Source organism: Nocardia sp. NPDC050718 (genome assembly GCF_040654235.1).
GTDB lineage: Bacteria > Actinomycetota > Actinomycetes > Mycobacteriales > Mycobacteriaceae > Nocardia.
The window spans coordinates 249,644-271,641 of sequence record NZ_JBFAHQ010000006.1; the positions used below are offsets into that span (position 1 = coordinate 249,644).

Below are 21,998 nucleotides of genomic sequence, written 5' to 3' on the forward strand. Positions count from 1 at the left end.
CGCTGATCGGCCGGGGGGAGAGAGCGTGCAGGGTTCGACACGGCTTTCGAACTGCAGGGCACCCTTCTCATTCGAACCAGTGGGAGAAGCCAACCGCACCAGGTCAACGTTGGCATCAGGTCGCCGACGACCGGCGACAACTCGGACGAGGTTGAAGACCGGAGTGACAACTGGCTCGGTAGCAGAATCCTGCTGACCCGTGCGGACTGCCGTCCGGAAAGTCCTGCGAATCGTCAGCGTTGCGGGATCGGGTCGCGGTGCTGAGCACGCACTCGTTGAGTGGAAATCCCTTGTGGGGTAACAGGATTCGAGGAAGAAGCGGTATCCCTGTCGGATCCGGCGACCGTCCGGGCTCAGGAGGATCTGATGACGGCATCACCTTCTCGGTTCGCCACGATGCACCGCCGGATGCTCGGCGCGGTAGCGGCTCTCGGCATCGTCGCCTCGCTACTGGCGCCGGGCCCGGCGCATGCTGCCACTGCGACGATCGATCATCGCGTCGCGCGCAACGATACCTGGGAGCAGCTCTACGTCTCTTCGCCGGCGATGGGGCGTGTGGTCGGCCTGGACGTGCTGCGTCCGCGGGGGTCCGCACCGCGTCCCACCCTCTATCTGCTCGATGGCACGGGTGCGCGGGATGATCAGGCGCAGAGCACCTGGACGATGCGCACCGATGCGCTTGCCTTCTTCGCGGACAAGAATGTCAACGTGGTGATGCCGATCGGCGGTGGTGGCACGTTCTACACCGATTGGCTCGAAGACGACGACGCGCTCGGTCACATCCGGTGGGAACAGTTCCTGACTCACGAACTGCCGCCCTTGCTGAATCGGGAGCTCGCCGGGAACGGGGTGAACGCGGTCGCGGGGCTGTCGATGGGCGGGCAGGCCGCGGCCACACTTGCCTTCCGTAACCCTGGCCTCTACCGGGCGGTCGGCGTCTTCAGTGGTTGTCTGCTGACGGGCGGTGTCGGTCAGCCCATGGTCCGTGCTGCGGTGCATCACCGTGGGGGGAACCCGGACAAGATGTGGGGTGGCTCGCTGGCGCCCGGTTGGGCAGCGCACGATCCCACCAAACACCTGGGCGCCCTGCGCAACACCGCTTTGTACATGTCTGTCGGGAGCGGCAAGCAGGGGCCGGCCGATGTCGACTTCGATCCCAGCTTCTCCTACCCGCTCGACCTCGCCGGGGCGATCAGCCTGGAGGAAGGCGCGCACGCCTGTACCCGGACCGTCGAAGGATTGATGCGGGGCGCGGGCCTGCGACCCACTGTGCGGTACACGGCGTTCGGCACCCATTCCTGGCCGTATTGGCAGCAGGCGCTACACGACTCGTGGCCCACTCTCCGTAGCGGGCTCGGTATCTGACGAGGCTGTAGGACCGTCTGTGCTGAACTACGCCAGCGCCGACAATCTCCACGCGAACCCCGCCGGATACCAGGCCATGGCCGAGGCGGTGCCGCTCGAATCGCTGGCGACGGCATGTCGCCACTGAACGACAGTGGCACCGGCTCAGTAGCTCCCGGTCGGATCATGCCGATGCGGAGGTGTGTTCCCGGGCGGCCGCGATCATTTCGTGCAGTGCCGCGTCGGTCGGGGTCGGTGTGAGGCCGAACGCGGACGTGGCGGCGGAGGAGTCCATGACGAACGGGCGGTCCGTCTGGTAGCGCATCTCGATCATCGCGCGGGCCGCGGGATCGAACAGGCCCGCCAGGCGCAAAGCGACGACCGGCAGGGCGCTCACCCGGGCGGGTCCGGTGCCTGCCAGTTCCGCCAGGCGCTCGGCGAGTGCGCGCACCGACATCGGCGGTGGGGTCGGGACGTGCCAGGGTCTGCCCCAAGCGGATTCGTCGGACGCGACGGTCACCAGCGTGCGGGCGACGTCGCCGACGTAGGTCCAGCTGTGCGGTGCGTCGAGATCTGCGGTGATCGAGGCTCGGCGCCCGGCCAGGATCCGGGGCAGGACCAGCACGGTGAACGACGACACCACGGCCGCGCCCAGGTAGTCCGCCCCACGGACTTCGACGGTGCGCAATCGTCCGGCCTCGTGGTCGGCGAGCGCGTCCAGCCAGATCTGCGCTCGGACACGGCCTTTCACGGTGTTGGGGCGGAGCGGAGTCTGCTCGGTCATCGGTTCGTCGACGAGGCCGTAGCCGTAGAGGTTTCCGGTGGTCGCCAGGACCGCGCCGGTCTGCCGTGCGGCCGTGCGCAGTGCGGCGCTCAGCGGCGGCCATTCCTGCGGCCAGCGGTGGTATGCCGGGCCCGCGCAGCTGTACAGCGCCACAGCGCCTTCGGTGAGGCGGGTCAGGGCGGCGGCATCGTTGGCATCGGCGGCGATCAGCTCGATCGACGGGTGCGTCGGGCCGCCGCCACGGCGGGTGACCACCCGGACGTCGTGTCCCGCGTCGGCCAGCAAGTGCGCGGTCGCGGTGCCGACCGGACCCGCGCCGACGACGACATGCAGCGACATGGCTGCTCCTTCTCGGAGATGAGAGAACAGTGTTTCTGTTCCAGTTCACCGTACTCGCAAGGCTCGAGACGCGTCAAGAACGGTGTTCTCGAATCGACTCGGCGTTCTCGAACTGTGCGACACTGGTTCCATGACAGCCAGATCACTGCGTTCGCGCGTGCGCGAGGAAATGACCGAGGAGATCAAGCGGGTCGCGCGTCGTCACCTCGCCACCCAGGGGGCGGATCTGTCGTTGCGTGCGGTCGCCCGAGAGCTGGACATCGTGGCGTCTGCGCTCTACCGGTACTTTCCGAACCGGGACGCGCTGCTGACCGCGCTGATTCTGGAGGCCTACGAGTCGCTGGCGGAAGCCGCGGTTGCCGCCGAGGCGGCGGTGGATCGGGCCGATGGTCGTGGTCGCTGGTATGCGATCTGGCGCGGTGTGCGTGCGTGGGCGCTGGCGCATCCCGCCGAATACGGACTGCTCTATGGCACACCGGTTCCGGGGTACAGCGCGCCGGCGGACACTGTCACCCCGGCCTCCGCGGTCGTGCTGTCGCTGGTACGCATCGTCGTCGACGCCGATCTCGGACCGGCTCCCGTGTCCACTCCGATGACCGCGCCGCTGCGTGCCGACCTGCGCCGCCTGATCGACGAGCAGCCGGGAGACCTCGACGAGCACCGCCTCGCGCTGGTCTTCGCGGGGTGGACGCAGTTGTTCGGCCTCGTCGGTTTCGAGGTGTTCGGCCGGCTGGATCAGACCGTCACGGCGGTCTCCGACTACTTCGACCACCAGGCGGCGCTGATGGCCGACCTCGTCGGTCTGCCAGGGTGACCCACACTGCCGCATTAGGTGTTAGGTTAGGCATAGATAACCTAATGGGAGAGTGAGGTCTTCTGGTGCGCGTGGTCATCCTCTTCGGATCGGAGCTGGGCACGTCCGAATCGGTGGCGGACTGCCTGGCCGACGAGCTGGCGAGCCATGAGGTCTCGGTCTATGACATGACCGACTTCGACCCCGGCGATCTGGACGCGGCGGACTTCCACATCGTCGTCTGCTCGACCTACGGTGACGGCGATCTGCCCACCGGCGCCGAACCGTTCTTCGACACCCTCGATACCACCCGTCCCGATCTGACCGGTCTGCGCTTCGCGGTCTTCGGCCTCGGCGACAGCGTCTACGGTGACACCTTCAACCGGGGTGGCGAGATCGCCGCCGAGAAGCTGACCGAGTGCGGCGCCGTGCAGGTCGGCGAACACGCCCGCCACGATGCCTCGTCCGAGATCAAGCCCAAGGACCTGGCCAGGCGCTGGGCGGCGACACTCCCGCTGCACAGCTACGCGGTCGTGTGATTCCCGGTGCGAGCCGGTGTTCGTCATGCCCCGGTCGTCACGACATCGACGGCGACGCCGATGACCGCGACGTTGTAGAAGAACCCGATGACGGAATGGAGGAGCACCTGGGAGCGGACTCGGCGGGTTTGGGTGGTCACATCGGAGACCGCGAACGAGACGCCGATCGTGAGGGAGAAGTAGGCGAAGTCCAGCAGGTTCGGCCGTGGTGTCTCGGGGAACGACAGCGACTGTTCCGGTAGGTGCCGATGGTAGGTGCGGGCGTACTGTTCGGCGAAGCCGAGGTGCAGGAGAAACCAGGCCAGCAGTGCCACTGCCACCGAGATGGCTTCCGTCGACACCATGTGGGTGTCGTCGTCGGTGCCGATCGCGCTCGACAAGACGGCGGCCAATCCGACGGCGCTCGTCACTCCGGTCAGCAACAAGGCGGTCCAGCTGTTCGGGATCTCGTCCAGCCACTCGTCGGGGTCCTCGACATCCTGTCTCCGTAGGAGCTGCACCAACCAGGTGCCGATGTACACGGCGGCGAGGAAACCCCAAGCGATCAACCAATTGCGTGGTTCGGCCACCACCAGTGCCCCCACCCCGACCGCTACCAGCGCGGCCTCGATGGCACGGATGGTGATCACCCTTGCACTCGGCACTTTCGGGAAACCTCCTCAACTGACGAAGGAGACGGCCTGGTCGGCGCCGGGTTCGGTGATCCGCCCTGGTCGCGAACATCGGCGCGATGCGACCAGTGCTCGGAGCCTATCGCTCCCTGACTCGGGCCGTCAGTCGGCGCCGACGATGCGCAAGGCCATGGCGGCGTAGGCGGTGGCGATGTCTTCCGGCGACCAGTCGCCCCCGTCGCGGTACCAGCGCGAGATATCGATGCCGAGCGACAGCAGGGCGGTGGCCGCGATCCGTGCGTCGGGGGTATCGAAGACGCCTGCCTGGATGCCGCGCTCGACCAGATCCCGAATTGTCTGCTCGATCTGATGGCGGATGCCGCGAATCTCGGTGCGGTGTTCGGGACTCAGCGAGTTCAGTTCGTAATTCACGATCCGGGCGCTGGTGTGCCCGCGGGCGTGGTGCACGGCGAAATCGTGGACGACGGCGCGCAGCGCGGTCGCCGGATCGTCGGACGACGCGGCCGCCTTCTGGATCAGCTCGAGCGTTTCGTCGTGGCCCGATCGCGAGATCAGGTACAGCAGTTCTTCTTTGGACTTGTGATGCACATAGACCGCGGCCGGGCTCACGCCCGCCGCTGCGGCGATATCGCGCGTCGTCGTCCCGTTGAAGCCTTTCTCTGCGAACGCTGCGATCGCGGCTTCCAGGAGGCGGGCGCGGGTCGCGTCGCTGCGGGATTCGGTGGTGTCGGTCATGGGAACGCCATTATCTCGCCTCGGTGGATGGGCACTCGGTGGGGGCGGTGTGATGTGGATAACAGGTGGTGGGGGTTGGTTGACGTCGATCCGGGGTCGCATGCACCATCTTGCTAAGCAAGCGCTCATTCATCAAGGAGATTGTGATGCCGGAAGCCGTGATCGTCGCCGCTGCCCGTTCCCCGATCGGCCGTGCGGGCAAGGGTTCGCTCAAGGACATGCGTCCCGACGACCTGACCGTCCAGATGGTGCGGGCCGCGCTGGCGCAGGTGCCGAACCTGGACCCGACCGAGATCGAGGACCTCGTTCTCGGCTGTGGGCAGCCGGCGGGGGAGTCGGGCTTCAATATCGCCAGGGTGGTCGCCGTGCTGGCGGGGCTGGACACGGTTCCCGGGACCACTGTCAATCGCTATTGTTCGTCGAGCCTGCAGACCACCCGCATGGCGCTGCACGCCATCAAGGCGGGCGAGGGCGACGTCTTCATCTCCGCGGGCGTCGAGACGGTGAGCCGCTTCGTCAAGGGCAACGCCGACGGCCTGCCCGACACCGAGAACCCGATCTTCGCCGACGCGGTCGCCCGCACCACCGAGCGTGCTGCCGGGGCGGCCTCCTGGGCCGACCCGCGCGGCACCGGCGCACTGCCGGATGTCTACATCGCCATGGGCCAGACCGCGGAGAACGTCGCCCAGTTCACCGGGATCACTCGCGCCGAGCAGGACGCATTCGGTGTGCGTTCGCAGAACCTGGCCGAAAAGGCCATCGCGAACGGCTTCTGGGCTACCGACATCACGCCGGTCACGCTGCCCGACGGCACCGTGGTCAGCGCCGACGACGGTCCGCGCGCCGGTGTCACGCTGGAGGCGGTGAGCCAGCTGAAGCCGGTGTTCCGGCCCGACGGCACTGTCACCGCGGGCAACTGCTGCGCGCTCAACGACGGCGCGGCCGCCCTGGTCATCATGTCCGACACCAAGGCGAAGGAACTCGGCCTGACCCCGCTCGCGCGCGTCGTCAGCACCGGGGTCTCCGGACTGTCGCCGGAGATCATGGGCCTCGGCCCGATCGAGGCGTCCCGGCAGGCGCTGCGCCGCGCCGGTCTCGGCATCGACGACATCGACCTGGTCGAGATCAACGAGGCCTTCGCCGTGCAGGTGCTCGGCTCCGCCCGGGAACTCGGCATCCCCGAGGACAAGCTCAACATCAACGGTGGCGCGATCGCGGTGGGTCACCCGTTCGGCATGACCGGCGCCCGCATCACCAGCACCCTGATCAACTCGCTGCGCTTCCACGACAAGCAGTTCGGGCTGGAGACGATGTGCGTCGGCGGCGGCCAGGGTATGGCGATGGTGCTGGAGCGGCTGTCGTGACCGGGCGTTTCGCGGGCAAGGTCGCGATCGTCACCGGCGCGAGCCGTGGCATCGGCCTGAGCATCGCGCAGCGGCTGGTCGAGGAGGGTGCGAAGGTCGTCGTCACCGCCCGCAAGAAAGACGCGCTCGACGAAGCGGTGCTGCAGCTCGGTGGCGCCGAACACGCACTGGGTGTCGCCGGCCGCGCCGACGATCTCGACCATCAGCGCGACACGGTCGAGCGCGCCATCGCCACCTTCGGCGGTGCCGACCTGCTGGTCAACAACACCGGTATCAACCCGGTCTACGGCCCGATGATCGAGATGGACCTCGACGCGGCCCGCAAGATCATCGAGGTCAACTGCCTGGCCGCGCTGTCGTGGACGCAGCAGGTGCACAAGGCGTGGATGGCGAAACACGGCGGCGCGGTGGTCAACGTGTCATCGGTGGCCGGGGTCAAGCCCGCGCCGGGGATCGGCTTCTACGGCGCCAGCAAGGCCATGCTGACCTACCTCACCCAGGAACTGGCCGTGGAACTCGGCCCACGGCTGCGCGTGAACGCGGTCGCGCCCGCGGTGGTGAAGACCAAGTTCGCCACGGCCCTCTACGAGGGCAAGGAGAAGGAGCTCGCCGAAACCTACCCGCTCAAGCGCCTCGGTGAGCCCGAGGACATCGCCGGCGCGGTGGCGTTCCTGCTCTCCGACGACGCGTCCTGGGTCACCGGCCAGCTGCTGGTCCTCGACGGCGGCATCACGCTGACCGGCGGCGTCTGACCACCACATCGAACTTTTCAGGAGACAGTGATGAGTACCCCCACCAGGACCGCCATCGTCACCGGGGCGGCCCGTGGCATCGGCGCGGGCGTCGCCCGCAGGCTCGCCGCCGACGGCATGGCCGTGGCCGTGATCGACCTCGACGAGGTCGCCTGTAAGCCGGTCGTCGAGGAGATCGAAGCGGCGGGCGGCCGCGCGATCGCCATCGGCGCCGACGTATCCGACGAGGCCGCGGTCACCGCCGCCGTCGAGCGGGTCACCGCCGCGCTCGGCGCCCCGACCGTGCTGGTCAACAACGCGGGCGTCCTGCGCGACAACCTGCTGTTCCGGATGACCACCGACGACTGGGACACCGTGATGAACGTGCATCTGCGCGGATCGTTCCTGATGACCCGCGCGGCGCAGAAGTCCATGATCGACGCCGGATTCGGCCGCATCATCAATCTCTCGAGCACCTCGGCGCTCGGTAATCGCGGCCAGGCAAACTACGCCGCCGCCAAGGCCGGTCTGCAGGGTTTCACCAAGACGCTCGCCTTCGAGCTCGGCAAGTTCGGCGTCACCGCCAACGCCGTCGCCCCTGGGTTCATCGAGACCGAGATGACCGCCGCCACCGCGGCGCGCGTCGGCATCCCGTTCGAGGACTTCAAAGCCGGTGCCGCCAAGGAGATTCCGGTCGCCCGGACCGGTCTGCCCGCCGACATCGCGCACGCTGTGTCGTTCTTCGCCAGCGAGGGCGCGGGTTTCGTGTCCGGTCAGGTGCTCTACGTCGCAGGAGGGCCGAAGGCATGAGGACTTTCCACGGCATCGCCGATCTCGAAGCGGCGGTCGGTTCCCATGTGGGCTATTCCGAGTGGCACACCGTCACCCAGGCGCAGATCAATGCCTTCGCCGACGCGACCGGTGACCACCAGTGGATCCACATCGACACCGAGAAGGCGGCGAACGGACCGTTCGGCACCACCATCGCGCACGGCTACCTGACCCTGTCGCTGGTCCCGCTGCTGGTCGCGCAGGTGTACCGGGTCGAGGGCGTGCGGATGGCGGTCAACTACGGCGCCAACAAATTGCGCTTCCCGGCACCGGTGCCGGTGGATTCGAAGGTGCGCGCCGGGATCGAGCTGGTCTCGGTCGTCGCGGGTGCCGCGGGCCACCTGGTCACCACCAAGATCGTGATCGAGACCGAGGGCGGCGACAAGCCGGCCTGCGTCGTCGAGTCGCTCACCCTCGTGGTGGCCTGAGCGACACCCGGACCGACCTGTCCGCTACCTCGGGCTCGCCCGGCTCGACGATCGGGTCTGAAGCGGGAAGGGCGGCAGTGCCACAGGCGCTGCCGCCCTTTGTCGGCTTTCGGGTGGCGGTGGTCGACTAGGTCGCTCACACGCGTCGTCTACGCGAGCGCGCGCAGGTAGACGCACACCTCGTCGATCGCTGCCTTGGTCTGCGCGAAAACCCCGACCTCGGTGAAGAATCCGTGGAAGACGCCGGTGTATCTGGTCGACGACACCGCGACACCCTCGGCGCGCAGCCGCTGCGCGTAGGCCTCGGCGTCGTCGCGGATCGGGTCGACCTCCGCGGTGACGACCAGTGCGGGCGGCAGACCACGCAGTGACCGCGCGCGCATCGGCGCCGCGAGTGGGTCGCCGCCGGGATGCCCGGCACCGACGTATTGCTCCCAGAACCACTGTGCGTCCGCGGCGCCGAGCAGTGGCGCGTCGGCGAAGTCCGACCACGACGCCCTGGTGAACCTGTCGTCCACGGCCGGGTAGGCGAGTACCTGGGCCACGGGCAGGGCGCTGCCCTCCTCGCGTCGGTGCAGGCACAGGGCGGCCGCGAGATTACCGCCGGCGGAGTCGCCGCCGACCGCGACGCGGTCGGGGTCGATGCCCAGGTCGGGCGCCGATCGAATCAGCCACGCGTAGGCATCGAGGCAATCTTCCAGCGCCGCCGGGTACGGGTTCTCCGGGGACAGTCGGTAGTCGAGGGACACGACCGTCCAGCCGGATCCGGCGGCGATCGCGCGGCACAACTCGTCGGCGCCGTCCAGGGTGCCGAGCACGAAGCCGCCGCCGTGTAGGTAGACGAGGGCGGGCGCGGCGCCGTCGGGAGACGTACCGTCGGCGCGGTACAGACGGGCCGCGATCGTGCCGGAACGCGTCGGCACGGTCAATTGACCAACATGGTCCAGCGGCGTGATCGGGTCGGTGGACGGGGTTGAGTCCACCAGCGCGCGGGCCTGCTCGGGCCCTAGCTCGCGCAGGGGTTTCTGCAGGATCTGGCCGAGCATTCCGGCCACGGTCGCGGCCTGGTCGTCGAGCAGATCCCACCAGGCGGGGGTGGCGTGGTTCATGGGAATCCTCGCTGGTCGTTGACAAGAAGTGATCTGTGCCTCACCATCATAGTCACATGACCCAGACATTTGACTGTGAGTTCATGTTTCATTTGGGATCCGCTGTCGACGCTGTACCGCGCACACGATCTCGTCGAGTCGAAAGGACAACATGATGACCGAAACGACGATCGATCCCGCGACACGCGGGGCCGACGCGGTCGGCGGGGTCGATATCCGGATCGAGGACGACGCCAGTCCGATCGTCCGGCTGATCGCCCGGACCATCACCGATTCCCTCCGTGCCGACAGCTCCCTGCTGTCCGCCGGTCCGGAAGGTGCGATCGCGATCCGCTCCCATGACACGCCGCAGGCCGCGACCATCACCATCGCCGACGGTGCCATCGCGGTGTCGGGCGGCGTGTTCGTCGAGCCCGACCTCGACGTGACCGTCGACCTGAACCAGTTCTTCGCCCCGGTCGGCGAGCCCATCGGCGCGCCCGAGTTCGTGGCCCTGGCCGTCGCGCTGCTGTCGCCGCCGCTGCCGGACTGGAAGACCGCGGCCGCGAGCTTCTGGGCGGCGACCAGGTCGGTTCCCGGCATCCCGGACATGCTGATCGCGGTCATCGAGGGCCCCGAAGGCCTGGATCAGGTCGTCGCGGGCGAGGGAGAGACCCACTACGTCATCGCGGGCCCGCCGGAGCTGCTGGCCGCCATCTTCACCGGCGCGGTCGATCTGCTCGCCGCGCTGTCCACCGGCCTCATCGGCGTGCGCGGCACGCTCGCGCAGCTGTCCGTGCTGGTCGCCGCATCCTGGAAGGTTCGCTACGATGTCTGAAATCGCCACCACCGCAACGGTGTTCGCGCCCGAGGTGCACACGGTCCGGATCGAGTCGACCAATCACGACGGTTCGTTCCACGGCAAGAACATCGCACCGAAGAAGTTCGCCACGACCGCGGAGTTCGGGATAGCTGATCTGCTGTTCGGGCTCGACCTGGGCAACGCGCCGACCATGGGCTTCGCCTACCCGTCCTGGCGTGGGCACCTGGCCGACCTGCAGTTGCGGCCCGACATGTCGACGTCGGTGCTGTGGGAGCCCGGCGTGCAGTCCGTGATCGGTGACTACTGGCAGGCCGACGGCACTCCGGTCGGCATCTGTCCGCGCAACCTGGCTCGCACGCTGGTCGATCGGCTCGCCACCCGAGGATTCACCGCGACCATCGCGGTCGAGATCGAGGCCACGTTGTTCCAGGAGCCCGTCCACGAGGCCAGGGCGAAGGGATACCGCGATCTCACCCCACTCGGTGGATCTGCGGGCACCGCGTTGAACCTCGCGAAGTCCAAGGACTGGGTCGACTACATGTCGGCGGTCGCTCGTCGCCTCGAGCAGATCGGCATCGAGTGGGAGGCCTGGAGCGACGAGGACGCGGCCGGTCAGGTCGAGCTCAATCTGGTTCCCGGTGACCCGATCTCGGTGTGCGACAACTGGGCTCGCGCCCGGCAGGTGATGCGCGAGGTGGCCTTCGACCGTGGGCACACGGTCACCTTCATGGCCAAGCCGACCGCGGGCTACGGCCAGGCCTCGCACGTCAACCTGTCGCTGCAGCGCGACGGTGTCAACGCGTTCTATGCTCCCGACGGGCCGTCGGCGACGATGCGGCACGCGGTCGCCGGGCTGCTCGCGACGATGCGTGGGGCGACCTCGGTCATGCTCCCGCAGATCACCTCCTTCCGGCGCCTGGTCGACCTGAGCGGTCCGCCGACGACGGTGACCTGGGGCATCGCGAACAAGACCACCGCGGTGCGTGCGGTGGTCGGGCACCCCGCCTACTCCCGCCTCGAGTACCGCGTTCCCGGCGCCGACGCCAACCTGTACCTCGCGGTCGCGACGATTCTGGCCGGGGTGATCGCCGGGCTCGACGGCAGCCTCGAGCCTGCGGACCCGGTGAGCGACATGGCCTGGTGCGCACCCGATCTCGAACGACTGCCCGAGACCATCACGAAGGCGGCCGACGCGCTCGCAGCCGATCTGATCCTGCGCGAGCAGCTCGGTGACGAATTCGTCGACTACTGGGTCGGCACGCGGCGCTGGGAGTGGATGCAGTTCCACACCGGCGGCGGCGACCCCTTCTCGGAGCTCTCCGAGTGGGAGTCGACCCGCTACTTCGAGTTCCCGTGACGGCCCGCTCGGCGCGGGTGAAACCGCTGATCGGACTGACCGGGCGACGGTTCCGGATCGAGCTGATCAGCGGCTCCCACCCGGGCTACGGTCAGCGCCTCACCGACAGCTTCTTCACCGATTTCGCGGACCGGATCACCCGCGCCGGCGGTGTCCCGGTGATGCTGCCCTACGACGCGGACCCGGAAGCGTTGGGCGACTGGCTGTCCGGTGTGCTGATCACCGGTGGCCAGGATGTGCATCCGGCCTGCTGGGGCGGGGACGAGTCGGTGGTCGGTGACGTCGATGCGCTCGCCGACCCGTCGGTCCACGACCGCAGCCGCGACGAGTTCGAGATCGCGCTGACCCGGGTCGCGCTGGCGCGGCGGATTCCGCTGCTCGGTGTCTGCCGCGGCATGCAGGTGCTCAATGTGACCCTGGGCGGCACGCTGATTCCCGACCTGCCGGACGGGCCGATCCGGCACCTCCTGCCGGTGGGTCCGCTGTCGGACGGCGACCCCGAGCACGTGGTCTCCTTCGACGCGGGGACGACCGCTCAGAAGGTGTTCGGCGATCGTCTGGTGACCAACTCGTGGCACCACCAGGCGATCGATGTGTGCGGCGACGGGCTGGTGGTCACCGGCCGTACCGACGACGGTGTCGCCGAGTCGGTCGAGCTCCCCGGTGCCGCCGTGCTCGGGGTGCAGTGGCATCCCGAGTGGATGACCAGCGACGACGGCGCGCTGCGCTGGCTCGTCGACGCGGCCGCCGAGCGGCGCTGAGCGACGCGGAAACGACTGTGGCCGCCACCTTTTGCGGTGGCGGCCACAGCGTTCGTGGTGTGCTCACTCCACGCGTACCCAGGACACCAGCGACCGCATGTCCGGCTCCGGCGCGACCTCCGCGGGCCGGGGCCCCGGCGTGGCGGCGTCACCCAGGTTGGCCGCCATCCACGCGTCGAGCACGCCGACGGTGAGTTCCACCTGGGTCCGCGCCGCGGCGGCATCGGTGAACACCAGCCAGTTGAGCGCGAAGCCGTCCGACAGCGTGGACACCACGTAGATCAGTTGATCGATCGTGTTCGAGTCGACGGGTCGGCCCGCGGCGGTCGTCGTGCTCTCGATGATGGTGCGCATGGTCGCGAAGGCCGCCGAGTACACGACCTCGGCCTTCTTGCCCTCGCGCTGGCCCCAGCTGATCAGCTCGAGGATGGTCGCACCGAAGTCCGGATTCTCCAGATACCACTGCAGCACGCCGCGGAGCAGTCCCCGCGCGGTGCTCTGGGTGTCGCTGTGGACGTCGCTGCGGTTCAGCACGTCGCGGTACTCGCCGGCGAGGAACTCGAACACCGCCCCGAACAACACCTCTTTGGTGGCGAAGCAGTAGTGCAGGGTCGCCAGCGGAGCATTCGCTTCCTCGGCGATGCGGCGGGTGGTGGCGCCGTCGACTCCGTGCGTGGCGATCACGCGCACGGCCGCGGCGACCAGGTCGGCGCGGCGTTCGGCGGCGGGAATGCGAGCCATGCGGTGCTCCTTCGCATCGAATCTGAATGATTGATCAAGTCAACCACGACATTACCAGTCCGACCAGCGCGTCGGGTGATCGCCGGGGAAGCGCCGCGGCAAGAAGTTAGTCATACGCCTTGATCAAATGACCCACAACGGTTACCGTTATGGCAGGCCTCACATTCCCAGGCGCTCCGGGCGTCGCGAGAACCCACCGTGACGGCGACCGTGCCGGCATTCCAGCCCGGCGACTGCAGGTCGATCGACGACCTACCACCTGCTACCCGCGAAGAGGACGACATGACCCACGTCGAATCGGTCCACCCCGAGCGAGCGATCGCGCTCGAACGGCTGACCGTGGACCCGCCGATCGACACCCTCGTCGGTCTGCTGGCCGAGCAGGCCGTCCACGCTCCCGACCGGGAATTTCTCCGGTTCGTGGACGGGTCCTGGACCTTCGTCGAGGTCGAGGACTGGACCTCGCGGCTGGCCCGACGGCTGGTCACCGAGGACGGTGTCCGTCCGGGGGACCGGGTCGCGATCATGCTGCCCAACGTGGTGCAGTGGCCGATCGCCTGGCTGGCGATCCTCAAGGCGGGCGCGGTGACGGTTCCGGTGAACTCGGCGTATCAGCGGGCCGATCTGGATTTCGTCCTCCGGGATTCCGGCGCCAGGGTGTTGTTCACCGACGCCGAGCACACGCCGCTGGTCGACGAGGTGCGCGCGGCGAACCGTGAGCTGGCCGACGTTCGCATCGTCGAAGCGACTGCGGCAGGCGACCTCGCGGCCTACCCGGCGGACCCGCCCGCGGTCGCCGTCACGGGCGAGACCCTCGCGAATCTCCAATACACCTCGGGGACAACCGGATTCCCGAAGGCGTGCATGCTCACCCACGACTACTGGACCCGGATCGGCTGGGTCGCCGCGACGGTGGCCGGCCTCGGCGCCGACGACGTGGCCCTCACCTCGCAGCCGTTCTCCTACATGGACCCGCAGTGGAACACCGCGCTGTGCCTGACGATCGGCGCGCCGCTGGTGGTGCTGCCCCGGTTCTCCGCCTCCGGGTTCATGGCCGACGTTCGCAAGCACCGGGCCACGTTCTGCTACGTGCTCGGGTCGATGCCGACGCTGCTGTTCAAGCAGCCGCCCACGCCGTCCGACCGGGCCAACGACCTGCGCATCGTGCTGTGCTCGGCCATCCCCGTCGCGCTGCACGCGGAACTCGAACAGCGCTGGGGCGCGCCGTGGCGGGAGATCTTCGGCATGACCGAGACCGGCGTCGACGTGGTCAGCCTGCCGGAGAGCGCCGGTGATGTCGGCAGCGGACGGCTGGGGCAGCCGGTTCCCACCAAACGGATCCGCGTGGTGGACCCGCAGGGTCGCGAGGTGGCGGAGGGCGAGTCCGGCGAACTGATCACCTCGGGCAAGCCGATGATGCTCGGCTACTGGAACCGGCCCGAGGACACCGCGCAGGTCCTGCGCGACGGCTGGCTGCACACCGGTGACGTCGCCGTGCGCGAGGCGGGCAGCTACCGCCTGGTCGGCCGGATCAAGGACATGGTCCGGCGCGGCGGGGAGAACATCGCCAGCGCCGAGGTCGAACGCGTGCTGGAACGCGACGACAGCGTGGTCGCGACGGCGGTCGTCGGTGTGCCCGACGAGCTGTTCGGTGAGGAGGTCAAGGCCTTCGTGCAGCTGGCCCCCGAAGTGGAAGCGAGTCGCGAGACCGCCGAGCACATCCTCGACAACGCACGAAACCAGTTGGCGCGCTTCAAGCTTCCGCGCTACGTGGAGTTCGTCGCCGACTTCCCGCGCACCCCGTCCGAACGGGTGTCCAAGCCCGCGCTGACAGCGCGCGCGGCCGAGTATCCCGGCACCACCTACGACCTGCGACCCCCGCGCGACTGAGGAGCCGGACATGACCGACAACTACCTGGACACCCGCATCGACGAAGACGTCGCGGTGCTCACCCTGAACCGCCCCGCGAAGCTGAACGTGCTCGACGTGGCCACCCGCGTACGGCTCGCGCAGACCATCCGCCAGTTCGGTACCGGTGATCTCGTCCGCGGCATCGTCCTCACCGGCACCGGCCGGGCCTTCTCCGCCGGGGAGGACCTGCAGTCGGTGCCCAGCACCTACGACGAGATCCGCGAGGCCTTCGCGACCTTCCACGACATCACCCGCGCGATCCTCGAGACGAAGATTCCGGTGATCGCGGCCGTGAACGGGATCGCCGTCGGCGGCGCCTCGGAGATCACCCTGTGCTGTGACGCGCGGATCGGCGGCCCGGCCGCCGAGTACTTCCAGCCGGAGAACCACCGCGGGATCATCATCTCCAACGCCTCGAGCTTCCTGCTCGGCCGTCTGGTGCGCAACCACGCGATGCGGATCGTTCTCGGTTCCGAGCGCGTCGGGGCCGACGAGGCACTGCGCATCGGCCTGCTCGACGAGATCGTCGCCGAGGAGCACCTGGTGGCTCGCGCGGTCGACACGGCCCGCCGGTGGAATTCCGATCCCCGCACCACCGCACTGCATCTGGGCCTGTTGCGGCCACGCGCCGACGAGATCGAGGCCGCGTTCGCCCGCGAAGACGACGCGGCCCGCCAGTCCTGGGAGTCCGGTGCCCTGTCCGAGGGCATCGACGGTTTCTGGGCATCGAAGAACGAACGGAGACAAGGATGATCACCACCGAAGCAGCAGTTCTCACCGCGGTGAACGAACCGCTGGAGTTCACCGAGATCCTGGTCGACGACCCGGAGCCCCACGAGGTCCGCCTGGCCGTCACCAATGTCGGTCTGTGCCACAGCGACCTGCACTACATGACCGGCACGGTCGGCGCTGACCTGCCCGTGGTGGTCGGTCACGAGGTGGCGGGCGTGGTCGAGTCGGTCGGCTCCGCGGTGACCTCGCTGCGTCCCGGCGACCGGGTCGTCGGCGCGCTCACGCCCTCGTGCGGGCAGTGCCGCAACTGCCAGGTCGGGCATTCGACCCAGTGTCAGCGCGTCACCGAGATCCGGCGGCGTCCCCGGCCCGCCTTCCAACTGCCCGGTGGCCAGGTCGTGCATCGGCTCGGGGACATCGGCGCGTTCTCCCGGCACACCCTGATGCGGGAGAACGCCCTGGTGAAGGTGTCCGACGAGGTCGGGCTGCACGTGGGCTGCCTGCTCTCGTGCTGTGTCATCACCGGCATCGGCGCCGTGTTCCGCGCGGCCCAGGTGCGTCCGGGCGCCACCGTCGCCGTCATCGGTTGCGGCGGCGTGGGTTCGGCCATCATCCAGGGCGCGCGCCTGGCGGGTGCCTCGGCGATCGTCGCCGTGGATCTGGACGACGCGCGGCTCGCCGCGGCCCGCACCTACGGTGCCACGCACGTCGTCAACGGTGCCGCCGACGTCCCCGCCGAGATCCAGCACCTGCTCGGCGACGGCGTGGACTACGCGTTCGAGGCCGTCGGCAGCGCGCGGACCGCGGCCACCGCGCTCGCGGTCCTGCGCGCCACGGGCACCGCGTGCATGGTCGGGATCGCCCCCGACGGAACCGATCTGGTGCTGCCCGCCTGGAACTTCTTCTTCAGCGAGAAGCGCCTCATCGGTTCGTACATGGGTTCGGGCCAGGCGCAGGAGGACATCGCCCAGTTCGCCCGGCTGTACCTGCAGGGCCGTCTGCTGCTCGACGAGATGGTCAGCGACGTCATCCCGTTCCACGACGTCGACAAGGGCTTCGAGGCGATGAAGTCCGGTGAGGTCACCCGCATCGTCGCCGATCTCACCGTCTGACCATTCCCCATCGAGCATCGAAGGAGCCCCGGATGTCGAATCCACAACTGCCCCAACCGATCAACTACATCGCCGACGAGTGGTCCGAGTGCGCGACGATCCCGGACGCCTGGAATCTCGACCCCAACACCGGCCTGCCCGTGCACCGCGCCGTCACCACCACCCCCGCCGACGTGGAGCGCGCCCTGCGCCACGCGGAGCGGTCCTACGGTTTCGAGCGCTGGGACGACGCGGCGAGCGAGGAACGCGCCGCCGTCATCGAGCGCGCGGCCGACATCGTCGAGTCACGGATCGAGGACATCGCCCGCACCGATGCCCTCACCAGCGGTGTCCCGATCGCCAAGGCCCGGATGGTCGCGCAGTTCCTGCCGCACCGGATCCGGGCTTCGGCCGCGGATCTGCGCACCACCCCCCGTCGCACCGCGCTGGCGGCCGGTGGGCGCGACGTGCGGCTCTACAAGGTCCCGTGGGGCCCGGCCGCCATCCTCACCCCGTGGAACGGCCCGAGTTTCATTCCGGCCGCGAAGATGGTGAGCGCGCTGGCCGCCGGTTGCCCGGTCATCCTCAAGCCGTCGGAGCACGCGCCGAGCAGCGCGCAGATCATCGTCGAGAGCTTCGTGAAGGCCGGTCTGCCCGCCGGTGCGCTGCAGCTGCTCCACGGTGCGGGCGACGTGGGCGCGGCCGTCACCGGCGACCCGCGCGTGAAGATCGTCTCCTTCACCGGCGGCCCGAACGCGGGCCGGGCGATCGCCCGCGCGGCGGCCGAGGACTTCAAGGTGCTCCAGCTCGAGCTCGGGGGCAACAACCCGGCCCTGGTGCTGGACGACACCGACATCGACGTGGCGGCCGACGGCATCCTCGACGGAATGACCAAACTCAACGGTCAGTGGTGCGAAGGGCCCGGCAAGGTGCTGGCGCACCGGAGCCTGGTCGAACCGCTGCTCGAGGCGCTGCTCGATCGCATCGCCCGCATCGAGATCGGGAACTCGCTCGACGAGCGCACCGAACTCGGCCCCATCTCGAACGCGCCGCACTTCGCGACGCTGCGGAGCCGCATCGACGGGCTGCGGGCCGACGGCGCGACCATCCATCAGCCCGCGAAGCTCCCCGGTCCGGACGGCTTCTTCCTGTCGCCCACGATCGCTACGGATGTCGACGCGTCGCTGGCGACCGCCGAACTGTTCGGTCCGCTCATCAGTCTGCACGCCGTGGAGTCCGACGAGGACGCCCTGCGCGTGGCCAACGCCAACCCCTCTGGTCTGGACGCCTACGTGTTCGGCGGGGACCTGGACCGCGCCATCGAGGTCGGCTCGCGGGTGCTGTCGGGCGAGGTGCGGGTGAACGGCGCCAAGGTCGCCGACCTGGCCGACGGTTCGGCCCAAAGCTTCTGGGGCGCTTCGGGAATCGGCGGTCACGCCCCCGGTGAGTCCGTTCGGGTGTTCTGCGGCGACCGGGTGGTCGGCGTCGATTCTCCCGACCTGCCGATGTAGCGATCGCGGGACTACTTCCGCCCCACCCCTCGACTGACCGGGACCACTGGCGTCTTTCGAACTGGCCAATTGATCCAGTCGTTCGACCATACTAAGGAAAGCGGCTTCTGCCATGAACTCCACTCCCCACTCAGAGATCGTCGACGTCATTGGTGTCGGCGCCGGCTTCACCGGCATCTACCTCGCGCACCGGCTGACGACAGCAGGCTGGACCTTCGCGGGTTTCGAGGCCGGGCCCAGCGTCGGCGGTACCTGGTTCTGGAACACCTATCCCGGCGCGCGCTGCGACGTCGAGAGCATCTACTACTCGTACTCCTTCGACGAGGCACTCCAGCAGGAGTGGACGTGGAGCCAGCGGTTCGCCCCGCAGGCCGAGATCCTCGGCTACATCGAGCATGTCGCCGATCGTTTCGACCTGCGCAAGCACTTCACCTTCAACACCCGCGTGGTCGGTTCGACTTGGAACGCGGACGACAACCTGTGGGAGGTGCGGCTCGACAACGGGGAGATCCGGCGCGGTCGCTACCTGATCTCGGGCGCGGGTGGCCTGTCCACCCCGAAGGACTTCGACGTGCCGGGGCTGTCGAACTTCACCGGTCTGCAGGTGTCGACCAGCCGGTGGAACATCTCGCTCGACGACCTCGCGGGCAAGCGCGTCGCGGTGATCGGCACCGGATCCTCGGGCGTGCAGGCCATTCCGCTGATCGCGGAGGTCGCCGAGCACCTGACGGTGTTCCAGCGCACCCCGAACTATGTGATGCCCGCGCGCAACGCCGAACTCTCCCCGGAGCAGGTCGCCGCCGTGAAGGACGACTACGTGGCCATCCGCGAGGAGTGCAGGCACTCGCCCGGCGGCATCCCCGATCGCCCCGTCACCGACCGGGCCTTCGACGTCTCGGACGAGGAACGCAAGCGGCGCTACGAGGAGGCCTACGAGCGCAGCGGATTCCAGGGTGTCGGCGGCGAGTTCGTCGACCTGCTCTTCGATGTGGAGGCGAACCGGACCGCGTCGGAGTTCATCCACGACAAGATCCGCGAGATCGTCGAGGATCCGGCTACGGCGGAGCTGCTGGTGCCCAAGTACCACCCGCTGGGTGCCAAGCGCAGCGTGTTCGGCACCGACTACTACGAGACCTACAACCGGCCGAACGTGTCGTTGGTATCGCTGCGTGACGAGCCGATCGAGACCATGACCGAGAACGCGATCGTCACTCCGAACGGCACCTACGAGGTGGACGCGATCGTGCTCGCGATCGGTTTCGACGCCTTCACCGGGCCGCTGTACGGCCTGAATCTCACCGGGGCTTCCGGTGCGAAGCTGCAGGAGGCCTGGAGTGACGGCATCCGCTCCTACCTCGGGTTCATGGCCTCGGACTTCCCCAACTTCTTCATGGTCGGTGGACCGCTGAGCCCCGCGCTGGCCAGCAATGTGGTGGTGACGATCGAGCAGGCCGTCGACTGGATCGCCGACCTCATCGAACACGCCCGCGACACCGGTGCCGCGGTGATCGAGGCCACCCCCGAAGCGCAGCGGGAGTGGGTCGACGTCACCGAGTGGACTGTCGCCCAGACGCTGTACGCCACAACGGACTCCTGGTACCGGGGCTCCAACATCGCAGGAAAGCCCAACACTTTCATGGGTTACCTCGGTGGTGTCGGCAAGTACCGCCGCATGTGCACCGAGATCGCCAAGCGGGGCTACCCCGGCGTCGCACTCGACGGCGAAGCGCGGTCGCGCACACTCGGCCCGATTCACGAGGAGATCGCATGAGCACGGCAGTCCACCGGCGCTATGTCGCCTTCTCCGACGCCCACTACGCCGGGAACCTCGTCGACGGTGCCTACGCCTTGAAGCTCTTCGGCGACGTCGGCACCCATCTGGCGATCGAGATGGACGGCCACGAAAGCCTGTTCGCCGGCTACTCGTCGGTGGAGTTCCTCGCCCCGGTCCGGGGCGGCGATGTCGTCGAGGCCGAGGCCACCCTGGTGAAGAAGGGAAACCGCAGCCGCACAGTCGCTTTCGAGCTGCGGGTGATCTGTCGCGGCGCCGATGACACCGGTCGCGCGGAAGTGCTGGAGCCGCCCCTGATCGCGGTGCGCGCGGTCGGCACCGCGGTCATCCCCGCCGACGGAACGGTGTAGGACCGTGGAACTGATCCAGGACACCGGTTGGTCCGGACAGCCCACGACGGTCGAAGCGTCCCTGACCGGCGATATCGACTGCGATGTCGTGGTGATCGGCGGCGGTGGCGGCGGCATGTCGGCTGCCGTGCGTCTCGCCGAGAAGGGCGTCGACGTGGTGCTGCTCGAGGCGCGCACGCTGGGCTGGGGCGCCACCTCGCGCAATGCCGGATACATCACGAACTCGGTGGCCGCCGATCCGGAGATGCTGGGATTTCTGCTGAAGCGCGAGCGGTTGCGCGAGCTGTACCGCTACGCGGAGAACGCGGTGCACTTCGCCGAGGACGCGATCGAGCGGCACGCGATCGACTGCGATTACCGGCAGGAGGGCATCGTGATGGCCGCGGTGTCGAAAGGGCAGTTGCGGCACGTGCGCCGCAACGCGAAGGTGCTGGCCGAGGCCGGGTCGTCGGGTGAGTTCGTGGAGGGCCCCGAGGCGGGTCTGCCGGAGGGTTTCCTCGGTGGTGTCCGTGAGGGTGTCGGCGGCACCGTCAACCCGGGCAAGTTCGCGCTCGGCCTGCGCGCGGCGACGATCGCCGCGGGCGTGCGCGTCTACGAGCACACTCCCGCGCGCGATCTCGCCGACGTCGGTGACGGGGTCGTCGTCGACACTCCGCACGGCAAGGTCAGGGCCCGCAAGGCGCTACTGACCACGAATGCCGCGAGCAACAGCCTGTCCATCGCACCCAGGCACCTCGCCACCCCGGTGTGGACCTCGCTGATCGAAACCGAACCCGTCGCGCCCGAGCGGCTCGACGAGATCGGCTGGACCAGCCGGGCTCCCATGGTCACGCTGCACATGATCCTGGAGAGTTACCGCGTCACCCCGCGCGGAACCATCGTGTTCGGCACACGCCGGGTCCAGGCGGGCCGCAACCCGCTGCCGGATCGCACCCCCGCGCCGACCGTCGCCGACGACCTTGTCCGCGGATTCCGCGACCGCTTTCCCGGACTGCGTGACATCAAGCCGGTGAAGGCCTGGGGCGGCTGGATCGGCATGAGCTCCACCTGGCTGCCCGTCGCGGGCGCGGCCTCCGACAACGTGCTCTACTCGGCGGCCTGCAACGGTCACGGCTTCGCCCAGGCGCAGTACGTGGGCCACCTGCTGGCCGACCACGTCACCGGCGCGCCGCGCCACGCGGACCTGGAGGCGATCTGGCACGGCAGCAAGCGGTTCTGGCCCAGCTTCGTCAGCAACCCCGCGCTGTATCTGGGCTGGCTCGCCGACCGTGCGACCGATCGGATGGCCGCGCTCGGGAGGTAAGCGCCGCCTGGTTCGCG

The 21,998-nt window shown here is 68.6% G+C and carries 22 protein-coding genes; 17 read left to right on the plus strand and 5 right to left on the minus strand.

Features of this window, described 5'->3' with window-relative positions; translation table 11 throughout:
- The first annotated feature begins 366 nt into the window (after positions 1–366).
- Positions 367–1,365: an alpha/beta hydrolase family protein gene (locus AB0H54_RS26815; protein ID WP_357348891.1), complete on the plus strand. Its 999-nt coding sequence runs from the start codon at positions 367–369 to the stop codon at positions 1,363–1,365.
- 163 nt (positions 1,366–1,528) lie between these two features.
- Here AB0H54_RS26815 and AB0H54_RS26820 read toward each other — a convergent pair whose 3' ends face one another.
- Positions 1,529–2,467: an NAD-dependent epimerase/dehydratase family protein gene (locus tag AB0H54_RS26820; RefSeq protein WP_357348893.1), complete on the minus strand. Its 939-nt coding sequence runs from the start codon at positions 2,465–2,467 to the stop codon at positions 1,529–1,531.
- A gap of 130 nt (positions 2,468–2,597) precedes the next feature.
- Between AB0H54_RS26820 and AB0H54_RS26825 the strand changes: the two genes are divergently transcribed.
- Both AB0H54_RS26825 and AB0H54_RS26830 read left to right on the plus strand, forming a co-directional pair.
- Entirely contained in the window at positions 2,598–3,281 is a 684-nt protein-coding gene (locus AB0H54_RS26825) for a TetR/AcrR family transcriptional regulator (RefSeq protein WP_357348895.1), read from the plus strand.
- Between the two features lie 65 nt (positions 3,282–3,346).
- On the plus strand, positions 3,347–3,799 hold the full coding sequence (locus AB0H54_RS26830) for a flavodoxin domain-containing protein (protein ID WP_357348897.1): 453 nt from the start codon (positions 3,347–3,349) through the stop codon (positions 3,797–3,799).
- 23 nt (positions 3,800–3,822) lie between these two features.
- Here AB0H54_RS26830 and AB0H54_RS26835 read toward each other — a convergent pair whose 3' ends face one another.
- Positions 3,823–4,443, minus strand: a complete 621-nt coding sequence (locus AB0H54_RS26835) for a DUF1345 domain-containing protein (RefSeq protein ID WP_357348899.1) — start codon at positions 4,441–4,443, stop codon at positions 3,823–3,825.
- A 129-nt stretch (positions 4,444–4,572) separates the two neighbouring features.
- Positions 4,573–5,166 carry a TetR family transcriptional regulator gene (locus AB0H54_RS26840; RefSeq protein ID WP_357348901.1) on the minus strand — a complete coding sequence of 198 codons (594 nt, stop codon included), beginning with the start codon at positions 5,164–5,166 and terminating at the stop codon, positions 4,573–4,575.
- Between the two features lie 146 nt (positions 5,167–5,312).
- On the opposite strand from AB0H54_RS26840, the gene AB0H54_RS26845 reads away from it, so the two are divergent.
- The 4 genes from AB0H54_RS26845 to AB0H54_RS26860 are packed head-to-tail and all read left to right on the plus strand — an operon-like array spanning position 5,313 to position 8,520.
- The gene (locus tag AB0H54_RS26845) at positions 5,313–6,530 is read left to right on the plus strand and encodes an acetyl-CoA C-acetyltransferase (RefSeq protein ID WP_357348903.1); all 1,218 of its coding nucleotides are present in this window, start codon (positions 5,313–5,315) and stop codon (positions 6,528–6,530) included.
- The gene (locus AB0H54_RS26850; protein ID WP_357348905.1) at positions 6,527–7,282 is read left to right on the plus strand and encodes an SDR family oxidoreductase; all 756 of its coding nucleotides are present in this window, start codon (positions 6,527–6,529) and stop codon (positions 7,280–7,282) included. Before AB0H54_RS26845 ends, AB0H54_RS26850 begins: the two co-directional genes overlap by 4 nt.
- Positions 7,283–7,312: 30 nt before the next feature.
- The gene (locus AB0H54_RS26855) at positions 7,313–8,071 is read left to right on the plus strand and encodes an SDR family oxidoreductase (protein ID WP_357348907.1); all 759 of its coding nucleotides are present in this window, start codon (positions 7,313–7,315) and stop codon (positions 8,069–8,071) included.
- Positions 8,068–8,520, plus strand: a complete 453-nt coding sequence (locus AB0H54_RS26860) for a MaoC family dehydratase (RefSeq protein ID WP_357348909.1) — start codon at positions 8,068–8,070, stop codon at positions 8,518–8,520. The genes AB0H54_RS26855 and AB0H54_RS26860 overlap by 4 nt, the downstream gene beginning before the upstream one ends.
- A gap of 149 nt (positions 8,521–8,669) precedes the next feature.
- Here AB0H54_RS26860 and AB0H54_RS26865 read toward each other — a convergent pair whose 3' ends face one another.
- Positions 8,670–9,629, minus strand: a complete 960-nt coding sequence (locus tag AB0H54_RS26865; protein WP_357348911.1) for an alpha/beta hydrolase — start codon at positions 9,627–9,629, stop codon at positions 8,670–8,672.
- Between the two features lie 154 nt (positions 9,630–9,783).
- Between AB0H54_RS26865 and AB0H54_RS26870 the strand changes: the two genes are divergently transcribed.
- Genes AB0H54_RS26870 through AB0H54_RS26880 form a run of 3 tightly spaced genes read left to right on the plus strand, consistent with a single transcriptional unit; the run spans position 9,784 to position 12,549 of the window.
- Entirely contained in the window at positions 9,784–10,446 is a 663-nt protein-coding gene (locus AB0H54_RS26870; RefSeq protein ID WP_357348913.1) for a hypothetical protein, read from the plus strand.
- On the plus strand, positions 10,439–11,788 hold the full coding sequence (locus AB0H54_RS26875) for a glutamine synthetase family protein (RefSeq protein WP_357348915.1): 1,350 nt from the start codon (positions 10,439–10,441) through the stop codon (positions 11,786–11,788). Before AB0H54_RS26870 ends, AB0H54_RS26875 begins: the two co-directional genes overlap by 8 nt.
- Positions 11,785–12,549: a gamma-glutamyl-gamma-aminobutyrate hydrolase family protein gene (locus tag AB0H54_RS26880; RefSeq protein ID WP_357348917.1), complete on the plus strand. Its 765-nt coding sequence runs from the start codon at positions 11,785–11,787 to the stop codon at positions 12,547–12,549. Before AB0H54_RS26875 ends, AB0H54_RS26880 begins: the two co-directional genes overlap by 4 nt.
- 63 nt (positions 12,550–12,612) lie before the next feature.
- On the opposite strand, the gene AB0H54_RS26885 is transcribed toward AB0H54_RS26880, so the two are convergent.
- Complete coding sequence (locus tag AB0H54_RS26885; protein ID WP_357348919.1) at positions 12,613–13,290, minus strand: TetR/AcrR family transcriptional regulator; 678 nt, start codon at positions 13,288–13,290, stop codon at positions 12,613–12,615.
- A 282-nt stretch (positions 13,291–13,572) separates the two neighbouring features.
- Between AB0H54_RS26885 and AB0H54_RS26890 the strand changes: the two genes are divergently transcribed.
- The 7 genes from AB0H54_RS26890 to AB0H54_RS26920 all read left to right on the plus strand — a co-directional run bounded on the left by AB0H54_RS26890 (position 13,573) and on the right by AB0H54_RS26920 (position 21,981).
- Positions 13,573–15,180 carry an AMP-binding protein gene (locus tag AB0H54_RS26890; protein ID WP_357348921.1) on the plus strand — a complete coding sequence of 536 codons (1,608 nt, stop codon included), beginning with the start codon at positions 13,573–13,575 and terminating at the stop codon, positions 15,178–15,180.
- Positions 15,181–15,190: 10 nt separating this feature from the next.
- Positions 15,191–15,955, plus strand: coding sequence for an enoyl-CoA hydratase/isomerase family protein (locus tag AB0H54_RS26895; RefSeq protein ID WP_357348923.1), 765 nt, complete (start codon positions 15,191–15,193; stop codon positions 15,953–15,955).
- Positions 15,952–17,046, plus strand: coding sequence for a Zn-dependent alcohol dehydrogenase (locus AB0H54_RS26900; protein WP_357348924.1), 1,095 nt, complete (start codon positions 15,952–15,954; stop codon positions 17,044–17,046). The genes AB0H54_RS26895 and AB0H54_RS26900 overlap by 4 nt, the downstream gene beginning before the upstream one ends.
- A gap of 32 nt (positions 17,047–17,078) precedes the next feature.
- Positions 17,079–18,536 (plus strand): aldehyde dehydrogenase family protein, encoded by a 1,458-nt coding sequence (locus tag AB0H54_RS26905; protein ID WP_357348926.1) that lies wholly within the window; start codon positions 17,079–17,081, stop codon positions 18,534–18,536.
- A 112-nt stretch (positions 18,537–18,648) separates the two neighbouring features.
- Positions 18,649–20,307 carry an NAD(P)/FAD-dependent oxidoreductase gene (locus AB0H54_RS26910; protein WP_357348928.1) on the plus strand — a complete coding sequence of 553 codons (1,659 nt, stop codon included), beginning with the start codon at positions 18,649–18,651 and terminating at the stop codon, positions 20,305–20,307.
- Positions 20,304–20,678 (plus strand): hotdog domain-containing protein, encoded by a 375-nt coding sequence (locus AB0H54_RS26915; protein ID WP_357348930.1) that lies wholly within the window; start codon positions 20,304–20,306, stop codon positions 20,676–20,678. The genes AB0H54_RS26910 and AB0H54_RS26915 overlap by 4 nt, the downstream gene beginning before the upstream one ends.
- 4 nt (positions 20,679–20,682) lie before the next feature.
- The gene (locus tag AB0H54_RS26920) at positions 20,683–21,981 is read left to right on the plus strand and encodes an FAD-binding oxidoreductase (RefSeq protein WP_357348932.1); all 1,299 of its coding nucleotides are present in this window, start codon (positions 20,683–20,685) and stop codon (positions 21,979–21,981) included.
- Positions 21,982–21,998 lie beyond the last annotated feature (17 nt).

Excerpts from the sequence above, each read along its gene's own strand:
- AB0H54_RS26815 (WP_357348891.1), top strand. The coding sequence starts at position 367 with ATGACGGCATCACCTTCTCGGTTCGCCACGATGCACCGCCGGATGCTC.
- AB0H54_RS26820 (WP_357348893.1), bottom strand. The coding sequence starts at position 2,467 with ATGTCGCTGCATGTCGTCGTCGGCGCGGGTCCGGTCGGCACCGCGACC.
- AB0H54_RS26825 (WP_357348895.1), top strand. The coding sequence starts at position 2,598 with ATGACAGCCAGATCACTGCGTTCGCGCGTGCGCGAGGAAATGACCGAG.
- AB0H54_RS26840 (WP_357348901.1), bottom strand. The coding sequence starts at position 5,166 with ATGACCGACACCACCGAATCCCGCAGCGACGCGACCCGCGCCCGCCTC.
- AB0H54_RS26845 (WP_357348903.1), top strand. The coding sequence starts at position 5,313 with ATGCCGGAAGCCGTGATCGTCGCCGCTGCCCGTTCCCCGATCGGCCGT.
- AB0H54_RS26855 (WP_357348907.1), top strand. The coding sequence starts at position 7,313 with ATGAGTACCCCCACCAGGACCGCCATCGTCACCGGGGCGGCCCGTGGC.
- AB0H54_RS26860 (WP_357348909.1), top strand. The coding sequence starts at position 8,068 with ATGAGGACTTTCCACGGCATCGCCGATCTCGAAGCGGCGGTCGGTTCC.
- AB0H54_RS26865 (WP_357348911.1), bottom strand. The coding sequence starts at position 9,629 with ATGAACCACGCCACCCCCGCCTGGTGGGATCTGCTCGACGACCAGGCC.
- AB0H54_RS26870 (WP_357348913.1), top strand. The coding sequence starts at position 9,784 with ATGACCGAAACGACGATCGATCCCGCGACACGCGGGGCCGACGCGGTC.
- AB0H54_RS26875 (WP_357348915.1), top strand. The coding sequence starts at position 10,439 with ATGTCTGAAATCGCCACCACCGCAACGGTGTTCGCGCCCGAGGTGCAC.
- AB0H54_RS26885 (WP_357348919.1), bottom strand. The coding sequence starts at position 13,290 with ATGGCTCGCATTCCCGCCGCCGAACGCCGCGCCGACCTGGTCGCCGCG.
- AB0H54_RS26890 (WP_357348921.1), top strand. The coding sequence starts at position 13,573 with ATGACCCACGTCGAATCGGTCCACCCCGAGCGAGCGATCGCGCTCGAA.
- AB0H54_RS26895 (WP_357348923.1), top strand. The coding sequence starts at position 15,191 with ATGACCGACAACTACCTGGACACCCGCATCGACGAAGACGTCGCGGTG.
- AB0H54_RS26900 (WP_357348924.1), top strand. The coding sequence starts at position 15,952 with ATGATCACCACCGAAGCAGCAGTTCTCACCGCGGTGAACGAACCGCTG.
- AB0H54_RS26905 (WP_357348926.1), top strand. The coding sequence starts at position 17,079 with ATGTCGAATCCACAACTGCCCCAACCGATCAACTACATCGCCGACGAG.
- AB0H54_RS26910 (WP_357348928.1), top strand. The coding sequence starts at position 18,649 with ATGAACTCCACTCCCCACTCAGAGATCGTCGACGTCATTGGTGTCGGC.
- AB0H54_RS26915 (WP_357348930.1), top strand. The coding sequence starts at position 20,304 with ATGAGCACGGCAGTCCACCGGCGCTATGTCGCCTTCTCCGACGCCCAC.